This is a genomic window from Burkholderia sp. Bp8963 (genome assembly GCF_003854275.1).
Lineage (GTDB): Bacteria > Pseudomonadota > Gammaproteobacteria > Burkholderiales > Burkholderiaceae > Burkholderia.
The window spans coordinates 93788-117503 of sequence record NZ_QTQP01000008.1; the positions used below are offsets into that span (position 1 = coordinate 93788).

The following is a 23716-nucleotide window of genomic DNA, read 5'->3' on the forward strand; positions in this document are numbered from 1 at the left end:
CGGATAGTCGCAAGCGGAAATGATTGCCTCAAATCACCGTGCATCGTATTGCTGCGTCGCAACAATCCGGGCCGGCGCCCGCAATACCCCGCTACACGGCTGTTTCAAAAGGAAAAAAGCCGCTCCCTGACAGTTCGACAACACGCCAGGAAGCGGACTTTTTGCAATTTTCCGGTCGCTTTTTCGATATAGCGCCGGGGGGCGGTCACTGGGTCAGTGCCCTTTCAGGATGTCGGAGCGCGACGTCGTGTAGACGAGGCCGTCGGGGCCGAAATGCACGTTGAAGAACGCATCGGTATTGACGCCGTCCTCGAGCCAGCGCCAGCTCCAGACGATTTCGGGCTTCAGCGGATACTCCGCGATCTCGCAAGGCTTGCCGAGCAGGCGCCGCACCTCGTCCTCGCTCATCCCGGGCTGCACCTTCGCGAAATTCGCCGCGGTGAGCACCTGCGTCGCGCCCGTGTAGTGCCCGTTCGCGTCGATGTCGACGAACCAGGTCTGATTGCCCATCGGGCCGCGTGGATACTCGAGGCGCTTCGAGCCGTCGGTGAACACCCGCTCGGTTTCCGGCTTGCCCATCGTGCCGCGGATGTCGGCCTCGGTCGATTCGCCGGGCTTCAGCCCCTTCAGCAGCAGCGGCGCAGGCTTGATCGCGTTGAAGAAATCCTTGAGACGTTGCACGTTGAACTCGCTTTGCTGGTCGTCGCAACCGGACAACGCCAGCATTGCGGCCACTACGGCGACGGGGAACAGCCGGAAACGGAAAATCATCGGGAGCAAGCCGCATCGGGACAAACACGCGGCAAGCATACCCGCGCGGCGCCAAAAGCGCGAGACGGGCGCGCGGCCCGTCTCGTTCAGTGCATCGTTTCGGTTTCTGCTTCCGTTTCGCGCGCATGCGCCGGCTGCGGCGCGCGCGATACGGGCGCCTTGATCCTGCGGCGCGTATGCGCAAGCTCCGCGAGCTGCCACGAGCCGAGCGCGAGGCAGCCGAACACGACCTCGCGCGCGCGCTTCACGAGCGCGAGCGACAGCGCCGTTTCGCGGTCGACGCCGAACATCTGCGCGAGCAGCACGACGGTCGCCTCCTGCACGCCAAGGCCGCCCGGCACCATGAACGCCGCATGGCGCGCGGCCTGCGTCATCGCCTCGATCGCGAGCGCGCCGCCGATCGACACCGGATGGCCGAGCAGTTCGAGCGCCCAGTAGATCTCAAGCGCGCCGACCGCGTAGCCTGCCAATTGCCAGAAGAATGCGCTGAACAGCAAGCCCGTGCGCGACATCAGCGCGTCGATGTCCGCGTCGAGGCGCTTGCCGTCGACGCCCTGCAGCAGCCGGTGCGAATCGCCGAGCAGGCGGCTCGCGAAACGCTCGATCGCATGGAAGATGCCGCCGCGCCGCATCAGCACGACGCCGAGCACCGGCAGCGGCAGCGACAGCACGAGCGCGAGGCCGATCGTGCCGCCGCTCATCTCGTGTGTCGACGCGAGCAGCAGCACGAGGCCGAGCGCCGCGAACGCGTACTGGACGACGATCGTGACGAGCACCTCGACGATCACCGACGCGGTCACGCGACTCGCGTCCGGTACCTGCCAGCGCGCAAGCCGGATGCCGACGAGTTCGCCGCCGATCCCGACCACCGGCAGCAGCCGGTTGACGGCCTCGCGCACGGTCGCGATCCACCACAGGAACGGCAGCGAGCTGCGCTTGTCGAGCAGCAGGTGCCACGCATACGCGTCGAGCAGCAGCGGCAGCGCATGGAACGGCACGAGCCACAGCAGCGCGAACCCCGCGCGGCCGATCATCTGCGTGACGTCGCCGACACCTTCATGCAGCCCCAGCACGAGCAAGAGCCCGATGCCGATCGGCCAGCCGAGCCATTTGATCCACTTGCTCACGACGGCTGCGCTCCCGGTTGGCGCGCCGCGCGCGGCGCGCGCGACGGCGAATGCTGGCCGAACACGTCGGCAAAGCCGCCGGTCGCGACGCCCGCCGACTTCAGCGCGGCGGCGACGCGCGGCGACAGCAGCGCATCCAGTTCGTCGACCGGACGATAGCCGGCCATCGTCGGCGTGATCGGACCGTCGCCGGCCTCGGCCGGATGGCAGTAGATCTCGCCGACGCCGGGCGGCAGCTTCGCGAGCGCGTCGAGCAGCACCGCCTCGTCCATCCCGCCCGTGTGCTCGATGCCGACCACGTAGTCGTTGTGCGCGAGCCCCGCACGGTCGAGCCGCGCGCGCACGAGCCCGATCCATGGCTTGAGCCACGCGGGCGCGTTCGTCTCGTAAGGGAGCCGGACCGCGCGCAGCCCGTAATCGCGGCCGATCTCGACGATCATCGACAGCACGGTCGGATGCAGATGGAAATGCTTGTGCGCGTTCACGTGGTCGAGCGGCAAGCCGCTCGCCGCGAACGCGTCGAACTGCGCGCGGATCTCGCGGCGCAGCTGCGCACGCACGTGCGGCAGGAAGAAGAAGCGACAGCCGTCCTTCGCCATCGCGTCGCCGAACCGCCCGTCGGCGCCGACGAGCGCGGGAATCTCATGCGCGGGCAGCGTGGCCGGCCCGTCCGCAAGGACGAGATGCAGGCCGACCGCGAGCGACGGCAGCCGCCGGGCGCGCTCAATCGCATCGGCCGCGGCCGGCGCGGCGACCATCAGGCTCGCGGCGTTCAGCACGCCGTCGCGATGCGCGCGCTCGACCGCCGCGTTGACGCGCGGATGCAGCCCGAAATCGTCCGCGGTGAAGATGAGCGCCCGCGCCGCCCGCTGCGTCGTCACGTATCAGGCCTCGTGCGCGCGCAGGAAACGGAAGAATTCCACGCCCTCGCGCAGACGGCGCTTCATCATGTCCCAGCTCGTCAGCATCTCGCGGACGATTTCCCAGATCTTCGACGGACGGAAGTAGAACTGGCGATAGAACTGCTCGAGGTGGTGATAGATCTCGTCGCGCGACAGGTGCGCATAGCCGATCGCCGCGAGCTGCACGCCTTCCTTGCTCACCAGGTTGATGGTCTTGTTCTCTTCCATCCAGCCGTTTTCCACGGCCTGCTTGTAGAGCGTCGTGCCCGGATACGGCGCGGCGAGCGACACCTGGATCGTGTGCGGATTGATTTCCTTCGCGTACTCGATCGTCTTCTTGATGGTTTCCTGCGTCTCGCCCGGCAGGCCGAGGATGAAGGTGCCGTGGATCTTGATGCCGAGCTTCTTGCAGTCCGCGCTGAAGCGGCGCGCGAAATCGGTGCGCACGCCCTTCTTGATGTTCACGAGGATCTGGTCGTCGCCGGATTCGAAGCCGACCAGCAGCAGGCGCAGGCCGTTTTCCTTCATGACCTTCAGCGACTTGTACGGCACGTTCGCCTTCGCGTTGCACGACCACGTCATGCCGAGCTTGCCCAGGCCGATGGCGATGGCTTCAGCACGCGGCAGGTCGTCGGTGAAGGTGTCGTCGTCGAACATCAGTTCCTTCACTTCCGGCATGTTGTCGCGGATCCACTTCGCTTCCGCGAGCACGTTCTCGACCGAGCGCGTGCGGTAGCGATGGCCGCTGACCGTCTGCGGCCACAGGCAGAAGGTGCAGCGCGACTTGCAGCCGCGGCCCGTGTAGATCGATACGTACGGATAGTTGAGGTAGCCGATGAAGTAGTTGTCGATCTTCAGGTCGCGCTTGTAGACGGGCGCGACGAACGGCAGTTCGTCCATGTTCTCGAGGATCGGACGCGCTTCGTTGTGCTCGATCGAGCCGTCCTTCGCGCGCCAGCTCAAGCCCTTGATCTGCGGGAACGGCTTGCCTTCGGCGATTTCCTTGCAGGTGTAGTCGAATTCCTCGCGGCACACGAAGTCGATGGCCTCGCTCGCCGTGAGCGAGTTGTGCGGATCGACCATCACCTTCGCGCCGACCATGCCGACCAACAGCGACGGCTTCATCTTCTTCAGGTCCTGCGCGAACATCGCGTCGGTCGGGAACGACGGCGTGCTCGTGTGGATGATCACGAGGTCATAGTCGTTCGCGATCTTCAGCGTTTCCTCGACCGACAGGCCGTCGGCCGGCGCATCGAGCACGCGGCTGCCCGGCACGAGCGCGGCCGGCTGCGCGAGCCACGTCGGATACCAGAAGGAACGGATTTCGCGCTTCGCCTGGTAGCGGGAGCCGGCACCGCCGTCGAAGCCGTCGTACGAAGGGGCCTGCAAGAACAGCGTTTTCATGAATGCTCCGGTAGCCTGCATAGTTCGAGTTCGTTTCAAGAATCTAGTAAAAAAAACCGCGGGCCGCCCACACGGGTGCCCGCTCTCGGAATAGGGGTCGGTACGCGCGACGCCGCTCAGCGGCCGTCGACGCCCTCCACGGCCGTCGCGCGCTCGCCGCCGACGACCGTCATCCTCGCACCGCGCCACACGACCTGCGTGCCGAACGCGGCGACGAGCCACTCGAGCGCGAGCAGCGTGTCGCGCACCGCGACGAGCGGCAGATCACGCCAGAACGCGCGCCAGCCGTCTTCGCCGCGCGCATGCAGCACGAGCCGCCCGAACGCGCCCGCGGCGGCGGCCGTGCCCGCCAGCGTGCCGGCGAACGTGCCATCCAGACGCAGCGCGAGCCCCGCGCCGATCGCGAGCCACGGCGCGGTGAACGTGATGAACAGGAACGCGAAACCGGCCGGGTTCAGCGACCGGATCGTGCGCAGCCAGCGCGTCTCACGGTGCCAGAGCGGCCCGAACGACGCTTCGATCACGTCGGTGCCGACCTCGACCTCGGACAGCACCGTGCGCCGGCCGAGGCGGCGCGGCAGTTCGGCGAGCCAGAAATCGTCGGCCAGTTCGTCCTTCAGCGCCTTGAAGCCGCCGATCCGGTCGAGCGTGTCGCGCGTCAGCGCGAGCGTCGCGCCGAAGCCGAAGCGGCTCGAGCGGCCGAGGTGCGTGATCCGCACCGACGGCGCGAACCATGCGTCGACGAACTGCGCGCCGATCCGCGTCCAGAATCCGCCGACGCTGCGCGCATGATACAGGCACGTGACGACGCCGACCGACACATCGGCGAGCGGCGCCGTCACGCGCTCGAGATAGTCGGGCTTCACCGCGATGTCGCTGTCGGCAATCACGATGCGCCCGTACTTCGCCCGGTCGGCGAGGTTGATCAGGTTGCTGACCTTCAGGTTCTTGCCGTACACGCGCGCGTCGATCACGAGCGTGATGTCGCATTCAGGGTAGTCCGCGCGCAGCCGCTCGACGACTGCGACCGCCGGGTCGCTCGCCGACGCGACGCCGAACAGCACCTCGTAACGCGGGTGGCGCTGTTCGCAGAAGGTCGCGAGGTTCTCGTACAGGTGCGGCTCCGCGCCGCACAGCGGCTTCAGCACGCTGACGGGCTCGAAGCCGTCGCGCGCGGCCGTGCGCGGCGTGCGCGGCCGCGGCGCGAACGCCGCGACGAGCGCATAGCCGGCAGCGGCGAGCGTAAACGCGATCAGCAGCCAGTCGATGAGCGTTGCGGCAGGCGTCATGCGAGGTGCCCTCCGGCGGCGAAACCGCGGCGGGCATCGGTGGTGTGTGTACTGGGTGATCCGATTGGGACGAACGCGGGCACGACCCGACTCCTTGTTCCGGCAGCGTCTGAATTGGGGGGACTCCATACCCGAAAACGGCCATGCCCCCTCTTGCGAGGCACTCCCCGCGCGACGCCCGGGCGGGACGCAGGAAGATGAACGGTAACGATCCTGTCAGTCAGCAAGACATGGACAAGCGCCGGATTTTAGCAGTCAGCGGCATCGAGCGCTTGGCGACCCAGGCAACGGACTGGTGCAAAATCGGCAAATTCCCGGAAAGGAGAACCATTCCGGTGCAACCTCGTTCAGATTAGCGTAAGCGCTTTGCAGGCGTATTGCAGTCTTCGTGTGAAGGCCTTTCGTGCTTTTTTGTGTCTACGCCCGGATTCACACCCAATCCCCGTAAAAATCGGTAATTTACCGACTATTACAGCGATTTTGAAAACAATCGAAAACCGCCTTTCACGCACCCCTGACAACGTCAGGGGTATCCGCGCGCCGTCAGCACGTTCCGGCACCCTTTGGCAAAATCGACCGATCTGTTGCGTCCGCGCATCACCGCGCGCACCCCCGTTCGAAGGCCATCCGATGACTCCGTTTTCCGTACTCGATCTTGCCCCCATTCCGGCCGGCGCCGACGCCGCGCAGGCATTCCGTAACACCCTCGATCTCGCGCAGCACGCCGAGCGCTGGGGCTACCGCCGCTACTGGCTCGCGGAGCACCACAACATGCCCGGCATCGCGAGCGCCGCGACCGCCGTCGTGATCGGCCACGTCGCGGGCGGCACGCGGACGATCCGCGTCGGCTCAGGCGGCATCATGCTGCCGAACCATGCGCCGCTCGTGATCGCCGAGCAGTTCGGCACGCTCGCGTCGCTGTACCCGGGCCGGATCGATCTCGGCCTCGGCCGCGCGCCGGGCACCGACCAGACCACGTCGCGCGCGCTGCGCCGCGACCTGGTCGGCAGCGCCGACGCGTTCCCCGACGACGTCGCCGAGCTGCTCCGCTACTTCGCGGAACCGGCGCCCGGCCAGCGCGTGCGTGCGGTGCCTGGCGCCGGGCTCGACGTGCCGGTCTGGCTGCTCGGCTCGAGCCTGTTCAGCGCGCAGCTCGCCGCAATGCTCGGTCTGCCGTTCGCGTTCGCGTCGCACTTTGCGCCGGACTCCCTGATGCGCGCGCTCGAACTGTACCGCGCGCAGTACCGGCCGTCGGCCGCGTGGCCGAAACCCCATGCAATGGTGGGCGTGAACGTGTTCGCGGCAGATACCGACGACGAGGCGCGGCACCTGTTCACGTCGCTGCAGCAGCAGTTCCTGAACCTGCGCCGCGGCACGCCAGGCAAGCTGCCGCCGCCCGTCGACGTGCTCGACGCGAACGAGCTCGAGCTCGCGAACGTCGCGCATGCGTTGTCGTTCGCCGCGGTCGGCTCGCGCGATACCGTGCGCGACCGGCTGCGCGACCGGATCGCGCAGACCGGCGCGGACGAGCTGATCATCACCGCGCAGATTTACGATCACGCGGCGCGCTTGCGTTCGTTCGAGCTCGCCGCGCAGATCCGCGACGAGCTCGCGAGCGAAGCGCACTAAGTCGGCCACGACACCGGCCACGGCATCGGCGCCGGCGCGCCGGGAGACGCCCGGCGCGCCGGCATCACTGCGGATGCACTTGCGCGAGCCCTTCTAGCAGCGCCTTGTGGAAGGTGTCCGGATCCTGGAGCTGCGGCGCATGGCCGAGCGCCGGGAACTCGACGAGCTGCGCGCCGGGAATCGCCGCCTGCGTACGCTTCGCGAGCTCCGGATAGTGCCCGAGCTTCGCGTGGAGATCCGGCGGTGCGACGTCCTTGCCGATCGCGGTCGTGTCCTTGTCGCCGATCATCAACAGCGTCGGCACGCGGATCGCACCGAATTCGTAGACGACCGGCTGCGTGAAGATCATGTCGTAGACCAGTGCGGAACTCCATGCGACCGCGTCCCGACCTGGCCCGCGATACATCCCGGCGAGCATCTGCACCCAGCGCTCGTACGCGGGCGACCACTTGCCCGCGTAGTACGTCGCCTGCTCGTAGCGGCGGATGCCGTCGGCCGTCGTCTTCAGCTCGCGGGCATACCAGTAATCGATCGACAGCGGCGGCACGCCGAGCGCCTTCCAGTCCTCGAGGCCGATCGGGTCGACGAGGACGAGCTGCTCGGTCGCCTTCGGGTACATCAGCGCGTAGCGGATCGCGAGCATGCCGCCCGTCGAATGGCCGACGAGCGTCGCGCTCTTCACGCCGAGCGACTCGAGCAGCGCATGCGTGTTGTGCGCGAGCTGCTGGAAGCTGTACTGGTAGCGCTCGGGCTTCGACGACTTGCAGAAGCCGATCTGGTCGGGCGCGATCACGCGATAGCCGGCACGGCTCAGCACCGCGATCGATTCTTCCCAGGTCGCCGCGCAGAAGTTCTTGCCGTGCAGCAGCACGACGGTGCGGCCGTTCGGATGGGCGGGCTGCACGTCCATGTACGTCATCTCGAGAGTCTCGCGCTGCGACACGAACGCATAGCGATGCACGGGCTCCGGATACGTGAAGCCCTCCAGCCGCGGACCGTAAGCGGGCCCGTCGTTGCCGCCCGACGGGGGCGTCGCCGCGGTCGCCGCGGTCGCAACGGACGCCGCGCACGCGGCGGCGAAGCACGCGCCGAGCACGGCGGCACGCGAGGCGGACAACATCTTGCAAATCGAAGGCATGACGGACACGATGAGTGGATACGCACGCGGATAGCGCCGCGCCCCGCGATTCTACGCGGTCGCGCTGACGACGGCGCGCAACACTCCGCGACCGCGCGACTTTCTCGCATGCGGCGAACTCGGGTATCGTGTGACGTGACCCTGATCCGCGTGCAGGCGAAACCCCATGAAAAACGTCCTCAGCATTCAGTCTCACGTGATCTACGGCCACGCGGGCAACAGTGCGGCCGTGTTCCCGATGCAGCGCCTCGGCGTGAATGTCTGGCCGCTCAACACCGTCCAGCTGTCGAACCACATGCAGTACGGCCACTGGGCCGGCAGCGCGATCGACGCCGCGAAAATGGAGCAGCTCGTCGACGGCATCGCCGCGATCGGCGCGCTCAAGCGCTGCGACGCGGTGCTGTCGGGGTTCCTCGGCTCCCCCGCGCAGGCGCGCGCGACGGTCGAGATCGTCCGCGCGGTCAAGGCGACGAATCCGAACGCGTGGTACTTCTGCGATCCGGCGATGGGACAGACGGGCGGCATCCGCCCGGAACCGGGCGTCGAGGAGTTCATCGTCCACGAGATGCCCGCGCTCGCCGATGGCATGTCGCCGAACCACACCGAACTGCAGAAGCTCGCCGGGCGCCGCATCGAGACCGTCCCGGAAGCGGTCGACGCATGCCGCGCGCTGATCCGCCGCGGGCCACAGATCATCCTCGTGAAGCACCTGCATGACCGCAACAGCCCGGCGGACCGTTTCAACATGCTGGCCGTCACCGAAACGGAGGCATGGATCGGCCAGCGTCCGCTGTACGCGTTTCCGCGCCATCCGGTCGGCGTCGGCGACCTGACGAGCGCCATCTTCGTCGCGCGGCGGCTGCGCGGCGACTCGGTGCGCGCGGCGTTCGAGCACACGCTCGCGGCAGTGCACGCGGTCGTCAAGGCCACCTACGACGCGCGACGCTACGAGCTCGAACTCATCGCCGCACAGGACGAGATCGCAAGCCCGAGCGAGTGGTTCGGCGCGTGGGTCACGGACGTGTGACGACGCATTTGCCTTGATCCTGCCGGGCGCTCCGCGCCGGCTTTCCAGCGGCGCGCCCTGCTTTCCAGCTTTCCCGCTTTCCCGCTTTCCCGCTTTCCCGCTTTCCCGCTTTCCCGCTTTCCCGCTTTCCCGCTTTCCCGCTGTCCGTGCAACACCGCAAAAAAACTGTCGCGCAAACGTTTTCGTTTCTTCATCCGATTTTCACCGTTCGCTCGTTATGCTCGCGGCGGCACGGATCGGGGTCATGCAATCCGCCCCGGTCCGGACGATTCCAGTCGCCGCTTCAAGGCGTCCATTCCCTTCCGTATCGGAACCGAGACATGACCCAAAAGAATCGCCGTGACTTCCTGCGTCTGGCCGCCGGCACCGCCGGCGCCACCGCGCTGAACCTGTTCCCGCCCGCGATCCGCGATGCGCTCGCGATTCCCGCGAACCGCCGCACCGGCACGATCCGCGACATCGAGCACATCGTGATCCTGATGCAGGAGAACCGCTCGTTCGACCATTACTTCGGCACGCTGCGCGGCGTGCGCGGCTTCGGCGACCCGCGCCCGCTGCGCCTCGCGAACGGCAAGTCGGTGTTCCATCAGCCGGTCGGCCCGGCCGAGCTGCTGCCGTTCCATCCGGGCGCGGACAAGCTCGGCATGCAGTTCCTGCAGGACCTGCCGCACGGCTGGCAGGACATGCACGCCGCGTGGAACAAGGGCCGCTATGACCAGTGGGTGCCGAACAAGGGCACGACGACGATGGCGTACCTGAAGCGCGACGACATCCCGTTCCACTACCAGCTCGCCGACGCATTTACGATCTGCGACGCGTACCACTGCGCGATCCCGAGCTCGACCGACCCGAACCGCTACTACATGTGGACGGGCTATGTCGGCAACGACGGCATCGGCGGTGGCCCCGTGCTCGGCAACGAGGAGCAGGGTTACGGCTGGACGACCTATCCGGAAGTGCTGCAGAACGCCGGCGTGTCGTGGAAGATCTACCAGGACGTCGGCACCGGGCTCGACGCGAACGGCTCGTGGGGCTGGACGCAGAACCCGTACATCGGCAACTACGGCGACAATGCGCTGCTCTACTTCAACCAGTACCGCACCGCGCTGCCCGGCACGCCGCTGTACGACAACGCGCGCACCGGCACCAACATCAGCGCGGGCGGCACGCTGTTCGACATCCTGCAGCAGGACGTGAAGAACGGCACACTGCCGCAGGTGTCGTGGATCTGCGCGCCGGAAGCGTACTCCGAGCACCCGAACTGGCCGGCGAACTACGGCGCGTGGTACATCGAGCAGGTGCTGGCGACGCTCGTGTCGAACCCGGACGTGTGGAGCAAGACCGCGCTCTTCATCACCTACGACGAGAACGACGGCTTCTTCGACCACGTGCCGCCGCCGTTCGCGCCGCAGTCGCGCGACAACGGGCTGTCGACGGTCGCGACCACCAACGAGGCATTCCCCGGCGACGCATCGCACATGGCCGGCCCGTACGGCCTGGGGCCGCGCGTGCCGATGCTGGTCGTGTCGCCGTGGACCAAGGGCGGCTGGGTCTGCTCGCAGACGTTCGATCACACGTCGCTGCTGCAATTCATCGAGGCCCGCTTCGGCGCGCAGTACGCGGTGACGGCCGGCAACGTGTCGCCGTGGCGCCGCACGGTGTGCGGCGACCTGACGTCCGCGTTCGACTTCTCGACGCCCGACGCAAGCTGGCCGCAACTGCCCGACACGAGCGGCTACGCGCCGCCCGATCGCAACCGCCACCCCAACTACATCCCGGTCCCGCCCGTCGTGCAGCACCTGCCGAAGCAGGAGCCCGGCCTGCGGCCGGCACGCGCACTGCCGTACGAGCTGTTCGCATACGGCCGGATCGACAACGCAAGCGGCCAGTTCCGGCTGACCTTCGCGAACACCGGCAGCGCCGGTGCGGCGTTCCAGGTCCAGGCGCGCAACCGTGTCGACGGCCCGTGGACCTATACGGCGGCGGCCGGCAAGCGAGTCTCCGACACCTGGAGCCCGGCGCCGTCGCTCGGCCTGTACGACCTCGACGTGCACGGCCCGAACGGCTTCTACTGCCACTTCCGCAGCCCCGCCGCGATGGCGGTCGGGCCCGCGAGCATCAACCCCGAAGTGATCTACGGCTTCGACGTCGCGAACGGCAACATCACGCTGCGCCTGATGAACCGCGGCCACCGGCCGGTGCGGCTCAAGGTCACGAGCGCGTATGGCCACGCCCATCCGCGCGTGTTCGACCTCGAGCCGGGCGCGCGGGTCGACGACTACTGGGACCTGCGCGGCAGCCACGGCTGGTACGACCTCACCATCACCGACAGCAAGCCGCTCGGCTTCCTGCGCCGCTTCGCCGGCCACGTCGAAACCGGCCGCCCGAGCACGAGCGACCCGCTGATCCGGACCGAGCCGGCCGCCGAGTCCGCATCCGACGACGCGTCCGGGTCCGAGTAACGCCACCGTCACGCCACCGTCACGCCACCGTCACGCCACCGTCACGCCAACGTCACGCCAACGTCACGCCATCGCGAGCGCCGGCCGTTCGATACGGCCGGTGCCCCGTGCTGCGGGCGCGGCGTCTGCCGCCGCGCCCGCCCCGCCAGGTTCCGGCGCGGGAATTCCCTCATCGCCGCTTTCCCTTGTCGCGCCTGAACTGTGCGGAAATCCGCATGTTTCGTGCGTCGAATCGACAAGACTCGCCCAATTTGGCCCCCTATAAATCGTCGTCAGACGCTCGGGCCCACGTTCGGCCAGGCCCGCAGAAGCGTCGCCCGCGTGCGCCTTTGCGCGCGTTTTCGTGTCTCGCCGCCCAAGGAACGAACATGACATTCCGCCCATCGCTGCTGTCCCTGTCGCTCGCCTCCGCACTTGCGGTGTTCACGCACCAGGCCGCGCTGGCGGCCGGGGAAACCGACGTCAAGGTCGGCTTCGCCGCGCCGCTCACCGGCGTCAATGCCGGCTACGGCAAGGACCTTCAGAACGGCGTCCAGCTCGCGCTCGACGACGCCACCGCGCAGAAGGTGCAGATCGCCGGCAAGCCAGTGCACTTCGACCTCGTCGTGCAGGACGACCAGGCCGACCCGCGGATCGGCGTGCAGGCCGCCCAAAGCCTCGTCGACCAGAGCGTGTCGGTTGTCGTCGGCCACTTCAACTCAGGCACGACGATTCCGGCGTCGGTCGTCTACGACAAGGCCGGCATCCCCGTAATCGATCCGGCCGCCACCAACCCGACGCTGACGTCTCGCGGGCTCGCAAACATGTTCATGGTCATCGCGACCGACGGCCAGAATGCCGGCAACGCGGGCAAGTACGCGGTCGACGTGACGAAAGCGAAGCGCATCGCGATCGTCGACGATCGCACGGCGTTCGGCCAGGGCGAAGCGGACGAATTCGAGAAGGCCGTGAAGGCGGCCGGCGGCTCGATCATCGCGCGCGAATTCACGAACAACCAGGCGGTCGACTTCCGCGCGCAGATCACGAGCCTGAAAGGCAAGAATCCCGACCTGATTTTCTTCGGCGGGCTCGATTCGCTCGCCGCGAACTTCATCAAGCAGATGCGCCAGCTCGGGCTGAACGCGCAGTTCGTCGGCGGCGGCGGCGTGAAGGACAACGAGTTCATCAAGATCGCGGGGCCCGCCGCCGAAGGCGCGATGGCGTGGGAATACGGCCGGCCGCTCGACGAGCTGCCGCAAGGGAAAGACTTCGAGCAGCGCTTCAGGAAGCGCTTCGGCGTCGACGTGCTGTCGTACGCGCAGTTCGGCTACGACGCGACGTGGGCGGCGATCAAGGCGATGCAGGCGGCCGGCTCGACCGATCCGAAGGTCTATCGCCCGGCGCTCAGGAAGGTCGATTTCGAAGGGATCACCGGCCGCATCTCGTTCGCGCACGACGGCTCGCTCAGGAGCGGCATGTCGACGCTGTACCAGGTGAAGGGCGGCGACTGGAAGACGATCGTGACGAAGGGGGGTTGATCGCGCGGGCGGCACCGGCAGCGCGCGGCCTGCGACGGGCCGCTGCGCCGCCGCGAAGATCCCTTGCATGCCGGCAAGCCGACATCATCATACGATGACTGACATTAATAACTTCCAGCCAGCCGGCTGACCGGAGGCGGCCCCGCCCTGCCGGGTCGGCCGCCTGGTCGCGCATCATTCGGCGTGCACGCCCCGTTCGGCCTCGGCCGCTTCATGCGCGCGGCGCAGCCGCTCGCGGCTGTTGGTCAGGTGCGTGCGCATCGCGGCGCGTGCGGCCTCCGGGTCGTGGCGCGCGATTGCCTCGTAGATGTCCTCGTGCTCGTGGTTCAGCCGGCCGACGTAACGTTCGAGGTCGTCGCCCGCGAAGCGCGCGGAATTCACGCGGGTGCGCGGGATGATCGATGCGCCGAGCTGCGACATGATGTCGACGAAATACCGGTTGCCGGTCGATTGCGCGATCTGCAGGTGGAACTGGTAGTCGAGCTGAGCGGTGTCGCGGCCGCCGCCCGAGCCCGACGCGATCGCGTCGAGTGCGCGCCGCAGCGCGGCGAGATCCGCGTCGTTCGCGCGCTGCGCGGCAAGGCTCGCGCATTCGCTTTCGAGGCTGATGCGCAGCTCGAGCACCGCGAGCACGTCGCGCAGCGTCGTGATCGTCGCAGGATCGATGCCAAGCGCCTGGCGGCGCGACGGCTCGAGCACGAAGCTGCCGATGCCGTGGCGCGTCTCGATCAGGCCGCTTGCCTGCATCCGCGAGATCGCTTCGCGCACGACCGTGCGGCTCACGCCCTGCGTCGCCATCACTTCGGTTTCGGTCGGCAGCTTGTCGCCAGGACGCAGCGCGCCGTTCTCGATCTGCGCAGTCAGCGCGTCGACGACATCTTGTGCGAGGCTGCGCGCGCGACGACGCGGCGCTGCGGGGAGCGTAGGCACGGACATGTGGCCGGTTCCTTATTGAATGATCGTATCGGTAAGCCGAGGGTTTACGCGGGGTTTGAGCGAAAGGCGATGATTCATTATACTGCGTCACAAGTCATCCGACGACTGATGATCGCTGTATTCGTCTCCTGGCATCGAGCCTTTCGCGCCGCTATCGTGGGATTCATGCGTCGTGCGGCGTCTGCAGACGATCCGCGCACGTCGGTTGTCGAATGATCGCACCTCCTGCCGCGCGCGGCAAAGCTTTTGCCGTGCGCGACGCCGCCCGCCCCGCTCACCCTTTCGCCAACGCCGCCCATGACTGCCGCCACTACCCCGCCCGTTCACGACACGCCGCGCATCATCGACCTGCAAGCGATCCCGGTTGCCGGCCACGACAGCATGCTGCTCAACCTGAGCGGTGCGCACGGCCCGTTCTTCACCCGCAATCTCGTGATCCTGAAGGACAGCGCGGGTCGCACCGGGGTCGGTGAAGTGCCGGGCGGCGAGAGCATCCGCCGCACGCTCGACGACGCGCGCGCGCTCGTCGTCGGCCAGCCGGTCGGCAACCATCATGCGGTGCTCAACGACGTGCGCCGCCGCTTCGCGGACCGCGACGCCGGCGGCCGCGGCCTGCAGACGTTCGACCTGCGCACGACGATCCACGCGGTGACCGCGCTCGAGGCAGCGATGCTCGACCTGCTCGGCCAGCACCTCGGCGTGCCGGTCGCCGCGCTGCTCGGCGAAGGCCAGCAGCGCGAGCGCGTCGAGATGCTCGGCTACCTGTTCTACATCGGCGACCGCACGCAGACCGCACTGCCGTACCGCGACAGCAGCGGCGCGACCGACGACTGGACGCGCGTGCGCAACGAGCCCGCGCTGACGCCGGAGGCGGTCGTGCGGCTCGCCGAGGCCGCGCATGCGCGCTACGGCTTCAACGACTTCAAGCTGAAAGGCGGCGTGTTCGACGGCGCGCGCGAGGTCGAGGCCGTGACCGCGCTCGCCGAACGCTTCCCCGACGCGCGCGTGACGCTCGACCCGAACGGCGCATGGTCGCTCGACGAGGCCGTGCGGCTGTGCCGCGACCTCCATCACGTGCTGGCTTATGCGGAGGATCCGTGCGGTGCGGAAAACGGCTACTCGGGCCGCGAGGTGATGGCGGAATTTCGCCGGGCGACGGGGCTGCCGACCGCGACCAACATGATCGCGACCGACTGGCGGCAGATGGGCCACGCGGTGCAGCTGCATGCAGTCGATATTCCGCTCGCCGACCCGCACTTCTGGACGATGCAGGGTTCCGTGCGCGTCGCGCAGATGTGCCGCGACTGGGACCTGACCTGGGGCTCGCACTCGAACAACCACTTCGACGTATCGCTCGCGATGTTCACGCACGTCGCGGCGGCCGCGCCGGGCAAGGTCACCGCGATCGACACGCACTGGATCTGGCAGGACGGCGAGCGCCTCACGCGCGAGCCGCTGAAGATCGAGAACGGGCTGGTGGACGTGCCGAAGCGGCCGGGGCTGGGGATCGAACTCGACATGGACGCGGTCGCGGTCGCACACGAGCTGTACAGGCAGCACGGCCTCGGCGCGCGCGACGATGCGGCGGCGATGCAGTACCTGATCCCCGGGTGGACGTTCAACAACAAGCGCCCGTGCCTCGTGCGCTGAGCGCGGCAAGCACGACGCCGAACGCGCTCAGGTGAAGGCAGCCGGCAACCCGCGAACGGTCATTACGCGTTCGTTGTCGGCTGCGCACGACGCGCCAGCCGGATCAGACGATCTGCTTGAGCGCCGCGTCGAGCGCGAGCGCGGCGACGCGGTCGCCGTCGGTCGCGAGCGGCGCGCGCATCACGATCTGCCGGTTATGGCCGACGGCCGCGGGCGAATCCCACAGCAGCTCCACCTTCGGCCGCTTGAACCAGCCGGCGCGGCGCGGCGGCGTGCCTCGCGGCCTGTCGCTCTGCGCAGCGCCGCCCGACGGAGCGCTGCCCGCCGCATTACCGGCTGACGCATCACCGCCCGGCGGATCGCCCGCGGCGGTCGCCGCCCCGTTCGGCCAGCGCACCGACAGTTCGCGCGCATCGTACTGGCCGACCTTGCGGCTTTCCATCCAGACGATCGCGGTGCGCGTGAGGGTATCGATGGAGATCGCGTAGCGGCCGACCGCGAAGCGTCGCGCGGCGATATTGGTGCGCCATAGCGGCCGCGGCCGGCAGATCCAGACGACGGCCGCGTACAGCGCCGGCGCGGCGACGAGCCAGCCGTTGGTCGCCGTCACCGCGTGCAGTGCGCGGCGCCAGCCGGCCACCAGCACATAGGCGCCGATCGACCAGACCGCGAACAGGAACCCGATCAGTGCAAAGAAGCGGAGCGCCTGGCGCAGCCATTGCGGCAACGGATGGAACGGACGCTCGGCGCGCGCGGCCGCGCCCGGCAACGCGAGCAGCAGGAACATCAGCACGAGGTAGACGAATGCCCACGGCGACGACGCCATCGCCGACAGCGACTCGCGATAGCCCATCTCCGACATCGAGAACAGCCACCGCGCGAGCAGCACGAGACCGATCGCGCGCAACGCGAAGATCACGCCGGCGCCGGGGGCCGGGGCTGCGCGCGTGGATTTCGTTCTCGCCAAGACTGCTCTCCTCTCGATGATCTGCGGGGCCGGATTTCGCGGCACGGCCATTATAGGGACATTACCGTCTGGACAGACGAACGGCCCGTGTGAGCGAGCGCGTTCGGCGCGTTCATGTCCGCCGGGCGCGGCGAGAATACAACAGATTGGCGCTGCGGATGTGACAACGCCCCGCCGGAAAACCCGGACGGGGCGTCGGTGCGGCGGCCGGCCGACGAAATCCGGCCGGCTGCGGCGATCAGCCTGCGTTGACTTCGCGCAGCACGGTGCGGCGCTTCTGGCGCAGCAGCTCTTCGTAGCCCTTCACGTAGTTCTGCGCCATCACCTTCGACGAGAAGCGCGCTTCGAACGCCGCACGAACCTTCTCGCGCGGCAGCGTGTTCAGGCGCTTGACCGCAGCGACGGCCGACAGCTCGTCCTCGACGACGAAGCCCGACACGCCGTTGTCGATCACTTCCGGCACCGAGCCGCGCTTGAACGCGATCACCGGCGTGCCGCACGCCATCGCCTCGATCATCACGAGGCCGAACGGCTCCGGCCAGTCGATCGGGAACAGCAGCGCATGTGCGTTGCCGAGGAATTCGGTCTTCTCGGATTCGCTGATCTCGCCGATGTACTCGACGTGCGGCAGCGAGAACAGCGGCTTGATCTTCTCTTCGTAGTACGCGCGATCGGCCTTGTCGAGCTTCGCGGCAATCTTGATCGGCATGCCGGCCTGCTCGGCGATGCGGATCGCCGTGTCGACGCGCTTCTCCGGCGAGATGCGGCCGAGGAACGCGAGGTAGCTCGGCTTCACGTCGGGGATCGGCGTCAGCAAGTTTTCCGGCAGGCCGTGGTAGGTCGTCTGCAGCCAGTTCGCCTGCTGCAGCGGGATGCGCTGGTTGTCGGAGATCGACACGACCGGCACGTCGCTGAACGTATTGAAGATCGGCTGCAGTTCCGGCAGGTCGAGGCGGCCGTGCAGCGTCGTCAGATGCGGCACCGGCTGGCGCGAGAACAGCGGGAACGGATAGTAGTCGATGTGGAAGTGCAGCACGTCGAACTCGTCCGCGCGGCGGCGCACCTGCTCGAGCAGCAGCATGTGCGGGGCCATCACGTCGCGGATCGTCGGGTCGAGGCGCAGCGCCTGCGGCCAGACGGCTTCGAGCTTCGCCGACGTTTGCGAATCGCCGCTCGCGAAGAGCGTGACGTCATGCCCCATCTCGACAAGCGCTTCGGTCAGGTAGGACACCACCCGTTCGGTACCACCGTACAGCTTCGGGGGAACCGCTTCGTGCAACGGAGCGATTTGGGCGATTCGCATGCGTAACTCCTAAAAAATCGGCAATAAACCAGGCTTTGGGTCGGCAGCCTGCCGGCAATCCCGGCGGGACGCGTGTCGTCTAAAAATCGGACGAATCGGCCTGCTGGCGGCGTCGAACCCGCGCTGCTCAAGGAGCGTCGGCGACGCGACAGGCATAGAACGTTTGAAACGAAGACCCGTTGACAGGGGTTCGTAAAAATACCAGGACGCGAACCCGGAGCCGATTATCTAGGGTTAATCCCGAGACGGTGCACGACATTTCAAACACTTTACTTTGTTACAAAGCGGCAACACTTTGCAACCCGCGGACTTGGGTGTCCGTTCTAGAGTGGAAGGCCTTTTTCGGCATTCCTCGCCGCACATCGCGTGATCCGGCACCGAAATTACGGTGCGTCGCGCGCGGCACGGGATGCCGGATTTTATCTCAAAATTGAACGCGCGCCCTCTGCCGACGGCAAGATTCGCGCGGCGCGATGCCGGGCGTTGTTTACAATGGCGGATTACGTCGGGACGAAATCCTGCAGGCGATCCGGGCGCGACGTTCAACCATCGATTCACCGCACGCACATTTTGGAAGCTCTCACCCCTGCCCAGCGCAACGCCTACAACGCGAAGCTGTCGAGCTACGCGCACCGTCCGCTTGCGTTCCTGTTCCGCTACATCCGCCTGCATCCGGTCGCGCACCTGATCGTGCTCGTCAGCGTGCTGGCCGCCGTCGGCTGCGCACTCGGCTCGCAATACGCGATCAAGCACCTGATCGACGTGCTCGCGACCGGCCGCCACCATCCGGGCCCGCTGTGGAGCGCGTTCGCGCTGCTCGTCGGGCTGATCGCCGCCGACAACCTGCTGTGGCGGGTCGGCGGCTGGGCCGCCGCGCACACGTTCGTCGCGGTCACGGGCGACCTGCGGCGCGACCTGTTCCAGTACCTGATCGGCCACTCGCCGACCTATTACTCCGAGAAGCAGCCCGGTACGCTCGCAAGCCGCATCACCGCGACGTCGAACGCCGTCTACACGTCGGAGAACACGATGGCGTGGAACGTGCTGCCGCCGTGCATCGCGGTGATGGGCGCGATCCTGATGATCATCGTCGTCAACCCGCTGATGGCGGCCGGCCTGCTCAGTTGCTCGGCGGTGCTCTCCGTCGTGCTGTTCAAGCTCGCCGGCCGCGGCTCCGCGCGCCATCACACGTTCGCGGCGAAGGCGGCGGCAGTCGACGGCGAGCTCGTCGACGTGATCGGCAACATGGGCCTCGTGCGCGCGTTCGGGATGACGCTGCGCGAGCAGAAGCGCTTCGGCGCGACCGTGAAGGCCGAGATGGACGCGCGCCAGCAGAGCCTGCTCTATCTGGAAAAGCTGCGCCTGCTGCACGCGGTGATCACCGCGATGCTGTCCGCCGGCCTGCTCGGCTGGGCGCTGTGGCTGTGGGACCAGGGCCGCGCAACGTCGGGCGACATCGTGCTCGTCAGCTCGCTCGGTTTCACGATCCTGCACGGCACGCGCGATCTCGCGGTCGCGCTCGTCGACGTCACGCAGCACATCGCGCGCCTGTCCGAAGCGGTGAAGACGCTGCTCGAGCCGCACGGGATGCCGGACCGCTCCGATGCGGTGCCGCTCGCGGCACGAGGCGGGCGCGTCGATTTCGAGCGCGTGACGTTCGCGTACCCGCATCGTCGTGCGATCCTCGATCACTTCGACCTCCATATCGAACCGGGCCAGCGCGTCGGCCTGATCGGCAAGTCCGGCGCCGGCAAGTCGACCGTGCTCGCGCTGCTGCAGCGCTTCTACGACACGCAGGACGGCGTCGTGAAAGTCGACGGCCAGGACGTGAAGTCGCTCACGCAGGACAGCCTGCGCCACGCGATCGCGCTCGTGCCGCAGGACATCTCGCTGCTGCACCGGACGATCTACGACAACATCGCGTACGGCCGCCCCGACGCGTCTCGCGACGAAGTGCTCGCCGCCGCGCGCGACGCGCGCTGCGCGGAGTTCATCGAGGCGATGCCCGAGGGCTACGACACGATCGTCGGCGACCGCGGCGTCAAGCTGTCGGGTGGCCAGCGCCAGCGCATCGCGATCGCGCGGGCGATCCTGAAGAACGCGCCGATCCTGCTGCTCGACGAGGCGACGTCCGCGCTCGACAGCGCATCGGAGGAAGCGATCCAGAGCGCGCTCGACCGCCTGATGGTCGGCCGCACGGTGATCGCGATCGCACACCGCCTGTCGACACTGCGCAACTTCGACCGGATCATCGTAATGAGCAACGGCAAGGTGATCGACGACGGCAGCCCCGACGTGCTGCGCAACCGCCCGGGCCTGTACCGCGACCTGCTCGCGAAACAGCACGGCCGCCATCATCACGCAGCGCCCGACGGCGGCGGCGCGCCGACCGGCGAACGCGCGGCCTGACGCGGCGCGCGTCCCGCCACGCGCGTCCCGCAAAAGACAAAGCCGCAGTGCATCACGTACTGCGGCTTTTTTCATGTTCCGCCGAACCGGTGTCCGGCGCACGGGCTGCGCGTCACGCGCGCTGCAGGTCGCGCAGGAAGTTGTCGCGCCACACCGACACGTTGTTCTCGCGCAGCTGCGCGATCATGTCCGCATAGCGCGCGCGCCGTTCGGCGAGCGGCATCGACAGCGCTCGCGACAGCGCTTCGGCCATGCCCGCGATGTCGATCGGATTGACGATCAGCGCGCCCGTCAGCTCGCGCGCGGCGCCCGCGAATTGCGACAGCACCAGCACGCCCGGATCGTCCGGATTCTGCGCGGATACGTACTCCTTCGCGACGAGGTTCATCCCGTCGCGCAGCGGCGTCACGTAACCGACGCGCGCGAGCCGGTACAGCGCGGCGAGCAACTGTCGGTCGTACTGCCGGTGGATATAGAGGATCGGCGCCCAGTCGAGCTCCGCAAAGCGTCCGTTGATGCGGCCCGACTCCGCCTCGAGCTGCAGGCGGATGTCCTGGTACGCGCGCAGCTCCGCGCGGGTCGACGGCGCGATCTGCAGGAACGACACGCGATTGCGCTGCGAAGGTTCGTGCTCGAGCAGCTTCTCGAACGCGCGGAAGCGCTCGACGAGCCCCTTCGAATAATCGAGCCGGTCGACGCTCATGATCAGCTGGCGGCCGCGCAGCGACGTCGCAAGCGTGCGCACGGCCTTGCCGTGCTCGCCCGCCTGCGCGAGCGTCGCGATCTCGTCCGGATGCACGCCGATCGGATACGCGGCTGCGCGCAGCGTTTGCCCGAATGCGCGCACGGTCACCGTGCGAGCGTCGCGCTCGATCGTACCGTCCGCCTCGGATTCGACGTAGTCGCAGAACGCGCGCAGGTCGGGTTCCGTCTGGAAACCGAGCAGGTCGAACGCACACAGCACCTCGACGAGCTCGCGGTGCGGCGGCACGTTGACGAGCACCTGCGCGGCCGGAAACGGAATATGCAGGAAAAAACCGATGCGGTTCTTCACGCCGGCCGCACGCAGCGCGCGGGCGAACGGGATCAGGTGGTAGTCGTGCACCCAGATCACGTCGTCGTCCTGCAGCAACGGCACGAGCTGCTGCGCGAGCCACACGTTCACGCGCGCGTAGCCTTCGAACTCGTGGCGGTCGTACTGGATCAGGTCTGCGCGGTAGTGGAACGCGGGCCACAGCGTCGCGTTCGAGAACCCGCGGTAATACTGCTCGTAGTCGCGCCGCGACAGGCCGATGGTCGCGAACGTGACGGGCCCGTGCTCCTCGACGCGGATCTGCGGCGCGCCGGACGCGACCACCTCGCCACTCCAGCCGAACCACATGCCGCCGGTTTCCTTCAGCGCGTCGTACACGCCGATCGCAAGCCCCCCCGCCGCCGGCTCGCCTTCGGAAATCGGCGCGACGCGGTTCGAAACGATGATCAGACGACTCATGCGGGCTGCGTTCCCGTGCCGAGCCATTGCGCGATCTGCGCGTGCAGCGTATCGACCGAGTCGAGCCGCGTACGCGCGGACGTCTCGCCCGCGCCGACCTTGATCGACAGGCCGCCGCGCGCGTTGACGACCGCGAAGCCCTTCTCGTCGGTCAGGTCGTCGCCGGCGAACACCGGCCTGCGACCGGCGAACGGCGGCTCGTCGAGGAACGCGGCAAGCGCGCGCCCCTTGTCGACGCCCTTCGGCTTGATCTCGAACACCATCTTGCCCGGCTGCAGCACGTACGCATCCGCGTAGTCGGCCACGAGCCGCTCGGTGGCCGCGCGCGCGACCGGCTCGCGCTCGGGCGCGTTACGGAAATGCAGCGCGACCGCCGCACCCTTGATTTCGAGCAGCATCCCCGGATTGCGGTCGACGACGGCCGCGAGCTCGCGCTCGATGCGCAACAGGCGCGCGTCGTTGAAGCCGATACGCTGCGTGTCGCCGTTTGCATCGCGCCGCTCCGCACCGTGCAGGCCCGCGACCGGCAGGTCGGGCATCTTCAGGAACTGGTCGATGCTGTCGATGCCGCGCCCGGACAGGATCGCGACCGCGCCGTGCGAACGACGCCGCAGTTCGTCGAGGAGCGTGAGCAGGGACGGCGGGACGTGAATGCTGTCGGGCGTCGGCGCCAGCTCGACGAGCGTGCCGTCGAAGTCGAAGAAGAACGCGGTATCGGTCAGAGACAGGGAAGCCGGAATGGATTGCATCGATTCGATAGTCCGGGCGGAGGCCCAAAGGCCCACCGCTACGCGTAAGGAATTGTGCGCATCTTACCGCGCCTTGGGCCCGAGATGGTCGAAACTGATGCGCGGCGCACTGTTCGCCGCGTGGCGCGGCATCTGCGACATTTTGCCCCGATCGCATGGCCCGGACAGGTTTCGAACGAACGCTGCTGTGCGAATTGCGCTACATTCGGCGCTGCATTCGCAACTGCCGGCCGCGCGATATACCGCGACACACCCGCGCCGCACCGGCCGTGCGACCGTTCTGTCCGTCCGATCGAGCCCCTGGATGTCGCCTGCCCGTCCCGCGCCGCACCGGCGCCTCTCACGCCTCGTCCGCACCGGCGCGGCCCTCGCCGCCACCGTGGCGCTTGCCGCCTGCACGCGCGGCGAGCCGCCGTGGCGCCTGACCGACGTGACCGGCCACCTGCCCGACCTGTCGTTCACGCTGACAGGCGGCGACGGCAGGCCGGTCGACGCGTCCGCGTACCGCGGCCAGGTCGCGCTCGTCTATTTCGGCTACACGCATTGCCCGGACGTCTGTCCGGAAACGATGGCGCGGCTGATGGAAGTCCTCGCGCAGCTCGGCCCGCAGGCACGCGACGTGCGCATCCTGTTCGTATCGGTCGACCCCGCGCGCGACACGCCGCAGCTGATGCAGTCGTATGTCGCCGCATTCGACGCCGGGCACGCGCGCGGCCTGACCGGCACCGACCGCCAGATCGAGTCGCTCGCGAAACGCTATCGCGTCGCCTACCAGATGGAAAAACGCGACCCGTCCGGCGGCTACGAGGTGACGCACAGCTCGGCCGTCTACATTTTCGATGCCAACGGCCGCGCGCGCCTGCTCGCGACCGACCGCGACAAGCCCGACGCCATCGCCGCCGATGTGCGCCGGATCCTCGACAACGCCCCATCAACCTGATCCA

At 67.8% G+C, this 23716-nt stretch carries 19 protein-coding genes; 8 read left to right on the forward strand and 11 right to left on the reverse strand.

What is annotated here, in order from left to right; genetic code table 11:
* Window positions 1-213: 213 nt before the first annotated feature.
* The 5 genes from DID96_RS09020 to hpnI form a co-directional block, all read right to left on the reverse strand.
* The gene (locus DID96_RS09020; RefSeq protein ID WP_124599014.1) at window positions 214-771 is read right to left on the reverse strand and encodes a hypothetical protein; all 558 of its coding nucleotides are present in this window, start codon (window positions 769-771) and stop codon (window positions 214-216) included.
* Window positions 772-857: 86 nt separating this feature from the next.
* Entirely contained in the window at window positions 858-1898 is a 1041-nt protein-coding gene (locus DID96_RS09025) for a lysylphosphatidylglycerol synthase domain-containing protein (RefSeq protein ID WP_124599015.1), read from the reverse strand.
* Window positions 1895-2779 carry a hopanoid biosynthesis-associated protein HpnK gene (gene hpnK, locus DID96_RS09030; RefSeq protein WP_124599016.1) on the reverse strand — a complete coding sequence of 295 codons (885 nt, stop codon included), beginning with the start codon at window positions 2777-2779 and terminating at the stop codon, window positions 1895-1897. The genes DID96_RS09025 and hpnK overlap by 4 nt, the downstream gene beginning before the upstream one ends.
* Window positions 2780-2782: 3 nt before the next feature.
* The gene (gene hpnJ, locus DID96_RS09035) at window positions 2783-4225 is read right to left on the reverse strand and encodes a hopanoid biosynthesis associated radical SAM protein HpnJ (RefSeq protein WP_311767730.1); all 1443 of its coding nucleotides are present in this window, start codon (window positions 4223-4225) and stop codon (window positions 2783-2785) included.
* Window positions 4226-4320: 95 nt separating this feature from the next.
* Window positions 4321-5493, reverse strand: coding sequence for a bacteriohopanetetrol glucosamine biosynthesis glycosyltransferase HpnI (gene hpnI, locus DID96_RS09040; protein WP_124599018.1), 1173 nt, complete (start codon window positions 5491-5493; stop codon window positions 4321-4323).
* Between the two features lie 197 nt (window positions 5494-5690).
* Between hpnI and DID96_RS38225 the strand changes: the two genes are divergently transcribed.
* Both DID96_RS38225 and DID96_RS09045 read left to right on the forward strand, forming a co-directional pair.
* Window positions 5691-5849 (forward strand): hypothetical protein, encoded by a 159-nt coding sequence (locus DID96_RS38225; RefSeq protein ID WP_185732205.1) that lies wholly within the window; start codon window positions 5691-5693, stop codon window positions 5847-5849.
* Between the two features lie 274 nt (window positions 5850-6123).
* On the forward strand, window positions 6124-7122 hold the full coding sequence (locus tag DID96_RS09045) for an LLM class flavin-dependent oxidoreductase (protein ID WP_124599019.1): 999 nt from the start codon (window positions 6124-6126) through the stop codon (window positions 7120-7122).
* A gap of 64 nt (window positions 7123-7186) precedes the next feature.
* Here the strand turns inward: DID96_RS09045 and DID96_RS09050 are convergent, their stop codons facing one another.
* Window positions 7187-8260 (reverse strand): alpha/beta fold hydrolase, encoded by a 1074-nt coding sequence (locus DID96_RS09050; RefSeq protein ID WP_124599020.1) that lies wholly within the window; start codon window positions 8258-8260, stop codon window positions 7187-7189.
* Window positions 8261-8426: 166 nt separating this feature from the next.
* Between DID96_RS09050 and pdxY the strand changes: the two genes are divergently transcribed.
* The 3 genes from pdxY to DID96_RS09065 all read left to right on the forward strand — a co-directional run bounded on the left by pdxY (window position 8427) and on the right by DID96_RS09065 (window position 13266).
* Complete coding sequence (gene pdxY, locus DID96_RS09055) at window positions 8427-9287, forward strand: pyridoxal kinase PdxY (protein WP_124599021.1); 861 nt, start codon at window positions 8427-8429, stop codon at window positions 9285-9287.
* A gap of 320 nt (window positions 9288-9607) precedes the next feature.
* Window positions 9608-11749 (forward strand): phosphocholine-specific phospholipase C, encoded by a 2142-nt coding sequence (locus DID96_RS09060; protein ID WP_124599022.1) that lies wholly within the window; start codon window positions 9608-9610, stop codon window positions 11747-11749.
* 368 nt (window positions 11750-12117) lie between these two features.
* Entirely contained in the window at window positions 12118-13266 is a 1149-nt protein-coding gene (locus DID96_RS09065; protein WP_124599023.1) for a branched-chain amino acid ABC transporter substrate-binding protein, read from the forward strand.
* A 174-nt stretch (window positions 13267-13440) separates the two neighbouring features.
* On the opposite strand, the gene DID96_RS09070 is transcribed toward DID96_RS09065, so the two are convergent.
* On the reverse strand, window positions 13441-14202 hold the full coding sequence (locus DID96_RS09070; protein WP_124599024.1) for a FadR/GntR family transcriptional regulator: 762 nt from the start codon (window positions 14200-14202) through the stop codon (window positions 13441-13443).
* 297 nt (window positions 14203-14499) lie between these two features.
* Here DID96_RS09070 and gudD point away from each other — a divergent pair, with 297 nt between their 5' ends.
* Window positions 14500-15852 carry a glucarate dehydratase gene (gudD, locus tag DID96_RS09080; protein ID WP_124599025.1) on the forward strand — a complete coding sequence of 451 codons (1353 nt, stop codon included), beginning with the start codon at window positions 14500-14502 and terminating at the stop codon, window positions 15850-15852.
* 103 nt (window positions 15853-15955) lie between these two features.
* Here the strand turns inward: gudD and DID96_RS09085 are convergent, their stop codons facing one another.
* Both DID96_RS09085 and DID96_RS09090 read right to left on the reverse strand, forming a co-directional pair.
* Window positions 15956-16819 (reverse strand): hypothetical protein, encoded by an 864-nt coding sequence (locus tag DID96_RS09085; protein ID WP_124599026.1) that lies wholly within the window; start codon window positions 16817-16819, stop codon window positions 15956-15958.
* A 238-nt stretch (window positions 16820-17057) separates the two neighbouring features.
* Window positions 17058-18122, reverse strand: a complete 1065-nt coding sequence (locus tag DID96_RS09090; protein ID WP_124599027.1) for a glycosyltransferase family 4 protein — start codon at window positions 18120-18122, stop codon at window positions 17058-17060.
* Between the two features lie 570 nt (window positions 18123-18692).
* On the opposite strand from DID96_RS09090, the gene DID96_RS09100 reads away from it, so the two are divergent.
* Window positions 18693-20531 (forward strand): ABC transporter ATP-binding protein, encoded by a 1839-nt coding sequence (locus DID96_RS09100; protein WP_124599029.1) that lies wholly within the window; start codon window positions 18693-18695, stop codon window positions 20529-20531.
* 112 nt (window positions 20532-20643) lie between these two features.
* Here the strand turns inward: DID96_RS09100 and otsA are convergent, their stop codons facing one another.
* Together otsA and otsB are read right to left on the reverse strand one after the other, a co-directional pair.
* Window positions 20644-22023 carry an alpha,alpha-trehalose-phosphate synthase (UDP-forming) gene (gene otsA / locus DID96_RS09105; protein ID WP_124599030.1) on the reverse strand — a complete coding sequence of 460 codons (1380 nt, stop codon included), beginning with the start codon at window positions 22021-22023 and terminating at the stop codon, window positions 20644-20646.
* The gene (gene otsB / locus DID96_RS09110; protein WP_124599031.1) at window positions 22020-22772 is read right to left on the reverse strand and encodes a trehalose-phosphatase; all 753 of its coding nucleotides are present in this window, start codon (window positions 22770-22772) and stop codon (window positions 22020-22022) included. The genes otsA and otsB overlap by 4 nt, the downstream gene beginning before the upstream one ends.
* A gap of 304 nt (window positions 22773-23076) precedes the next feature.
* Here otsB and DID96_RS09115 point away from each other — a divergent pair, with 304 nt between their 5' ends.
* Window positions 23077-23712 (forward strand): SCO family protein, encoded by a 636-nt coding sequence (locus DID96_RS09115; RefSeq protein ID WP_124599032.1) that lies wholly within the window; start codon window positions 23077-23079, stop codon window positions 23710-23712.
* Window positions 23713-23716 lie beyond the last annotated feature (4 nt).

What these genes read in the sequence shown, in the direction of transcription:
- DID96_RS09090 (WP_124599027.1), bottom strand. Translation starts at nt 18,122, where the DNA reads ATGCGAATCGCCCAAATCGCTCCGTTGCACGAAGCGGTTCCCCCGAAG.
- DID96_RS09065 (WP_124599023.1), top strand. Translation starts at nt 12,118, where the DNA reads ATGACATTCCGCCCATCGCTGCTGTCCCTGTCGCTCGCCTCCGCACTT.
- DID96_RS09115 (WP_124599032.1), top strand. Translation starts at nt 23,077, where the DNA reads ATGTCGCCTGCCCGTCCCGCGCCGCACCGGCGCCTCTCACGCCTCGTC.
- DID96_RS09060 (WP_124599022.1), top strand. Translation starts at nt 9,608, where the DNA reads ATGACCCAAAAGAATCGCCGTGACTTCCTGCGTCTGGCCGCCGGCACC.
- DID96_RS38225 (WP_185732205.1), top strand. Translation starts at nt 5,691, where the DNA reads ATGAACGGTAACGATCCTGTCAGTCAGCAAGACATGGACAAGCGCCGG.
- DID96_RS09020 (WP_124599014.1), bottom strand. Translation starts at nt 771, where the DNA reads ATGATTTTCCGTTTCCGGCTGTTCCCCGTCGCCGTAGTGGCCGCAATG.
- pdxY (WP_124599021.1), top strand. Translation starts at nt 8,427, where the DNA reads ATGAAAAACGTCCTCAGCATTCAGTCTCACGTGATCTACGGCCACGCG.
- otsA (WP_124599030.1), bottom strand. Translation starts at nt 22,023, where the DNA reads ATGAGTCGTCTGATCATCGTTTCGAACCGCGTCGCGCCGATTTCCGAA.
- hpnJ (WP_311767730.1), bottom strand. Translation starts at nt 4,225, where the DNA reads ATGCAGGCTACCGGAGCATTCATGAAAACGCTGTTCTTGCAGGCCCCT.
- DID96_RS09050 (WP_124599020.1), bottom strand. Translation starts at nt 8,260, where the DNA reads ATGCCTTCGATTTGCAAGATGTTGTCCGCCTCGCGTGCCGCCGTGCTC.
- DID96_RS09045 (WP_124599019.1), top strand. Translation starts at nt 6,124, where the DNA reads ATGACTCCGTTTTCCGTACTCGATCTTGCCCCCATTCCGGCCGGCGCC.
- gudD (WP_124599025.1), top strand. Translation starts at nt 14,500, where the DNA reads ATGACTGCCGCCACTACCCCGCCCGTTCACGACACGCCGCGCATCATC.
- DID96_RS09070 (WP_124599024.1), bottom strand. Translation starts at nt 14,202, where the DNA reads ATGTCCGTGCCTACGCTCCCCGCAGCGCCGCGTCGTCGCGCGCGCAGC.
- hpnI (WP_124599018.1), bottom strand. Translation starts at nt 5,493, where the DNA reads ATGACGCCTGCCGCAACGCTCATCGACTGGCTGCTGATCGCGTTTACG.
- otsB (WP_124599031.1), bottom strand. Translation starts at nt 22,772, where the DNA reads ATGCAATCCATTCCGGCTTCCCTGTCTCTGACCGATACCGCGTTCTTC.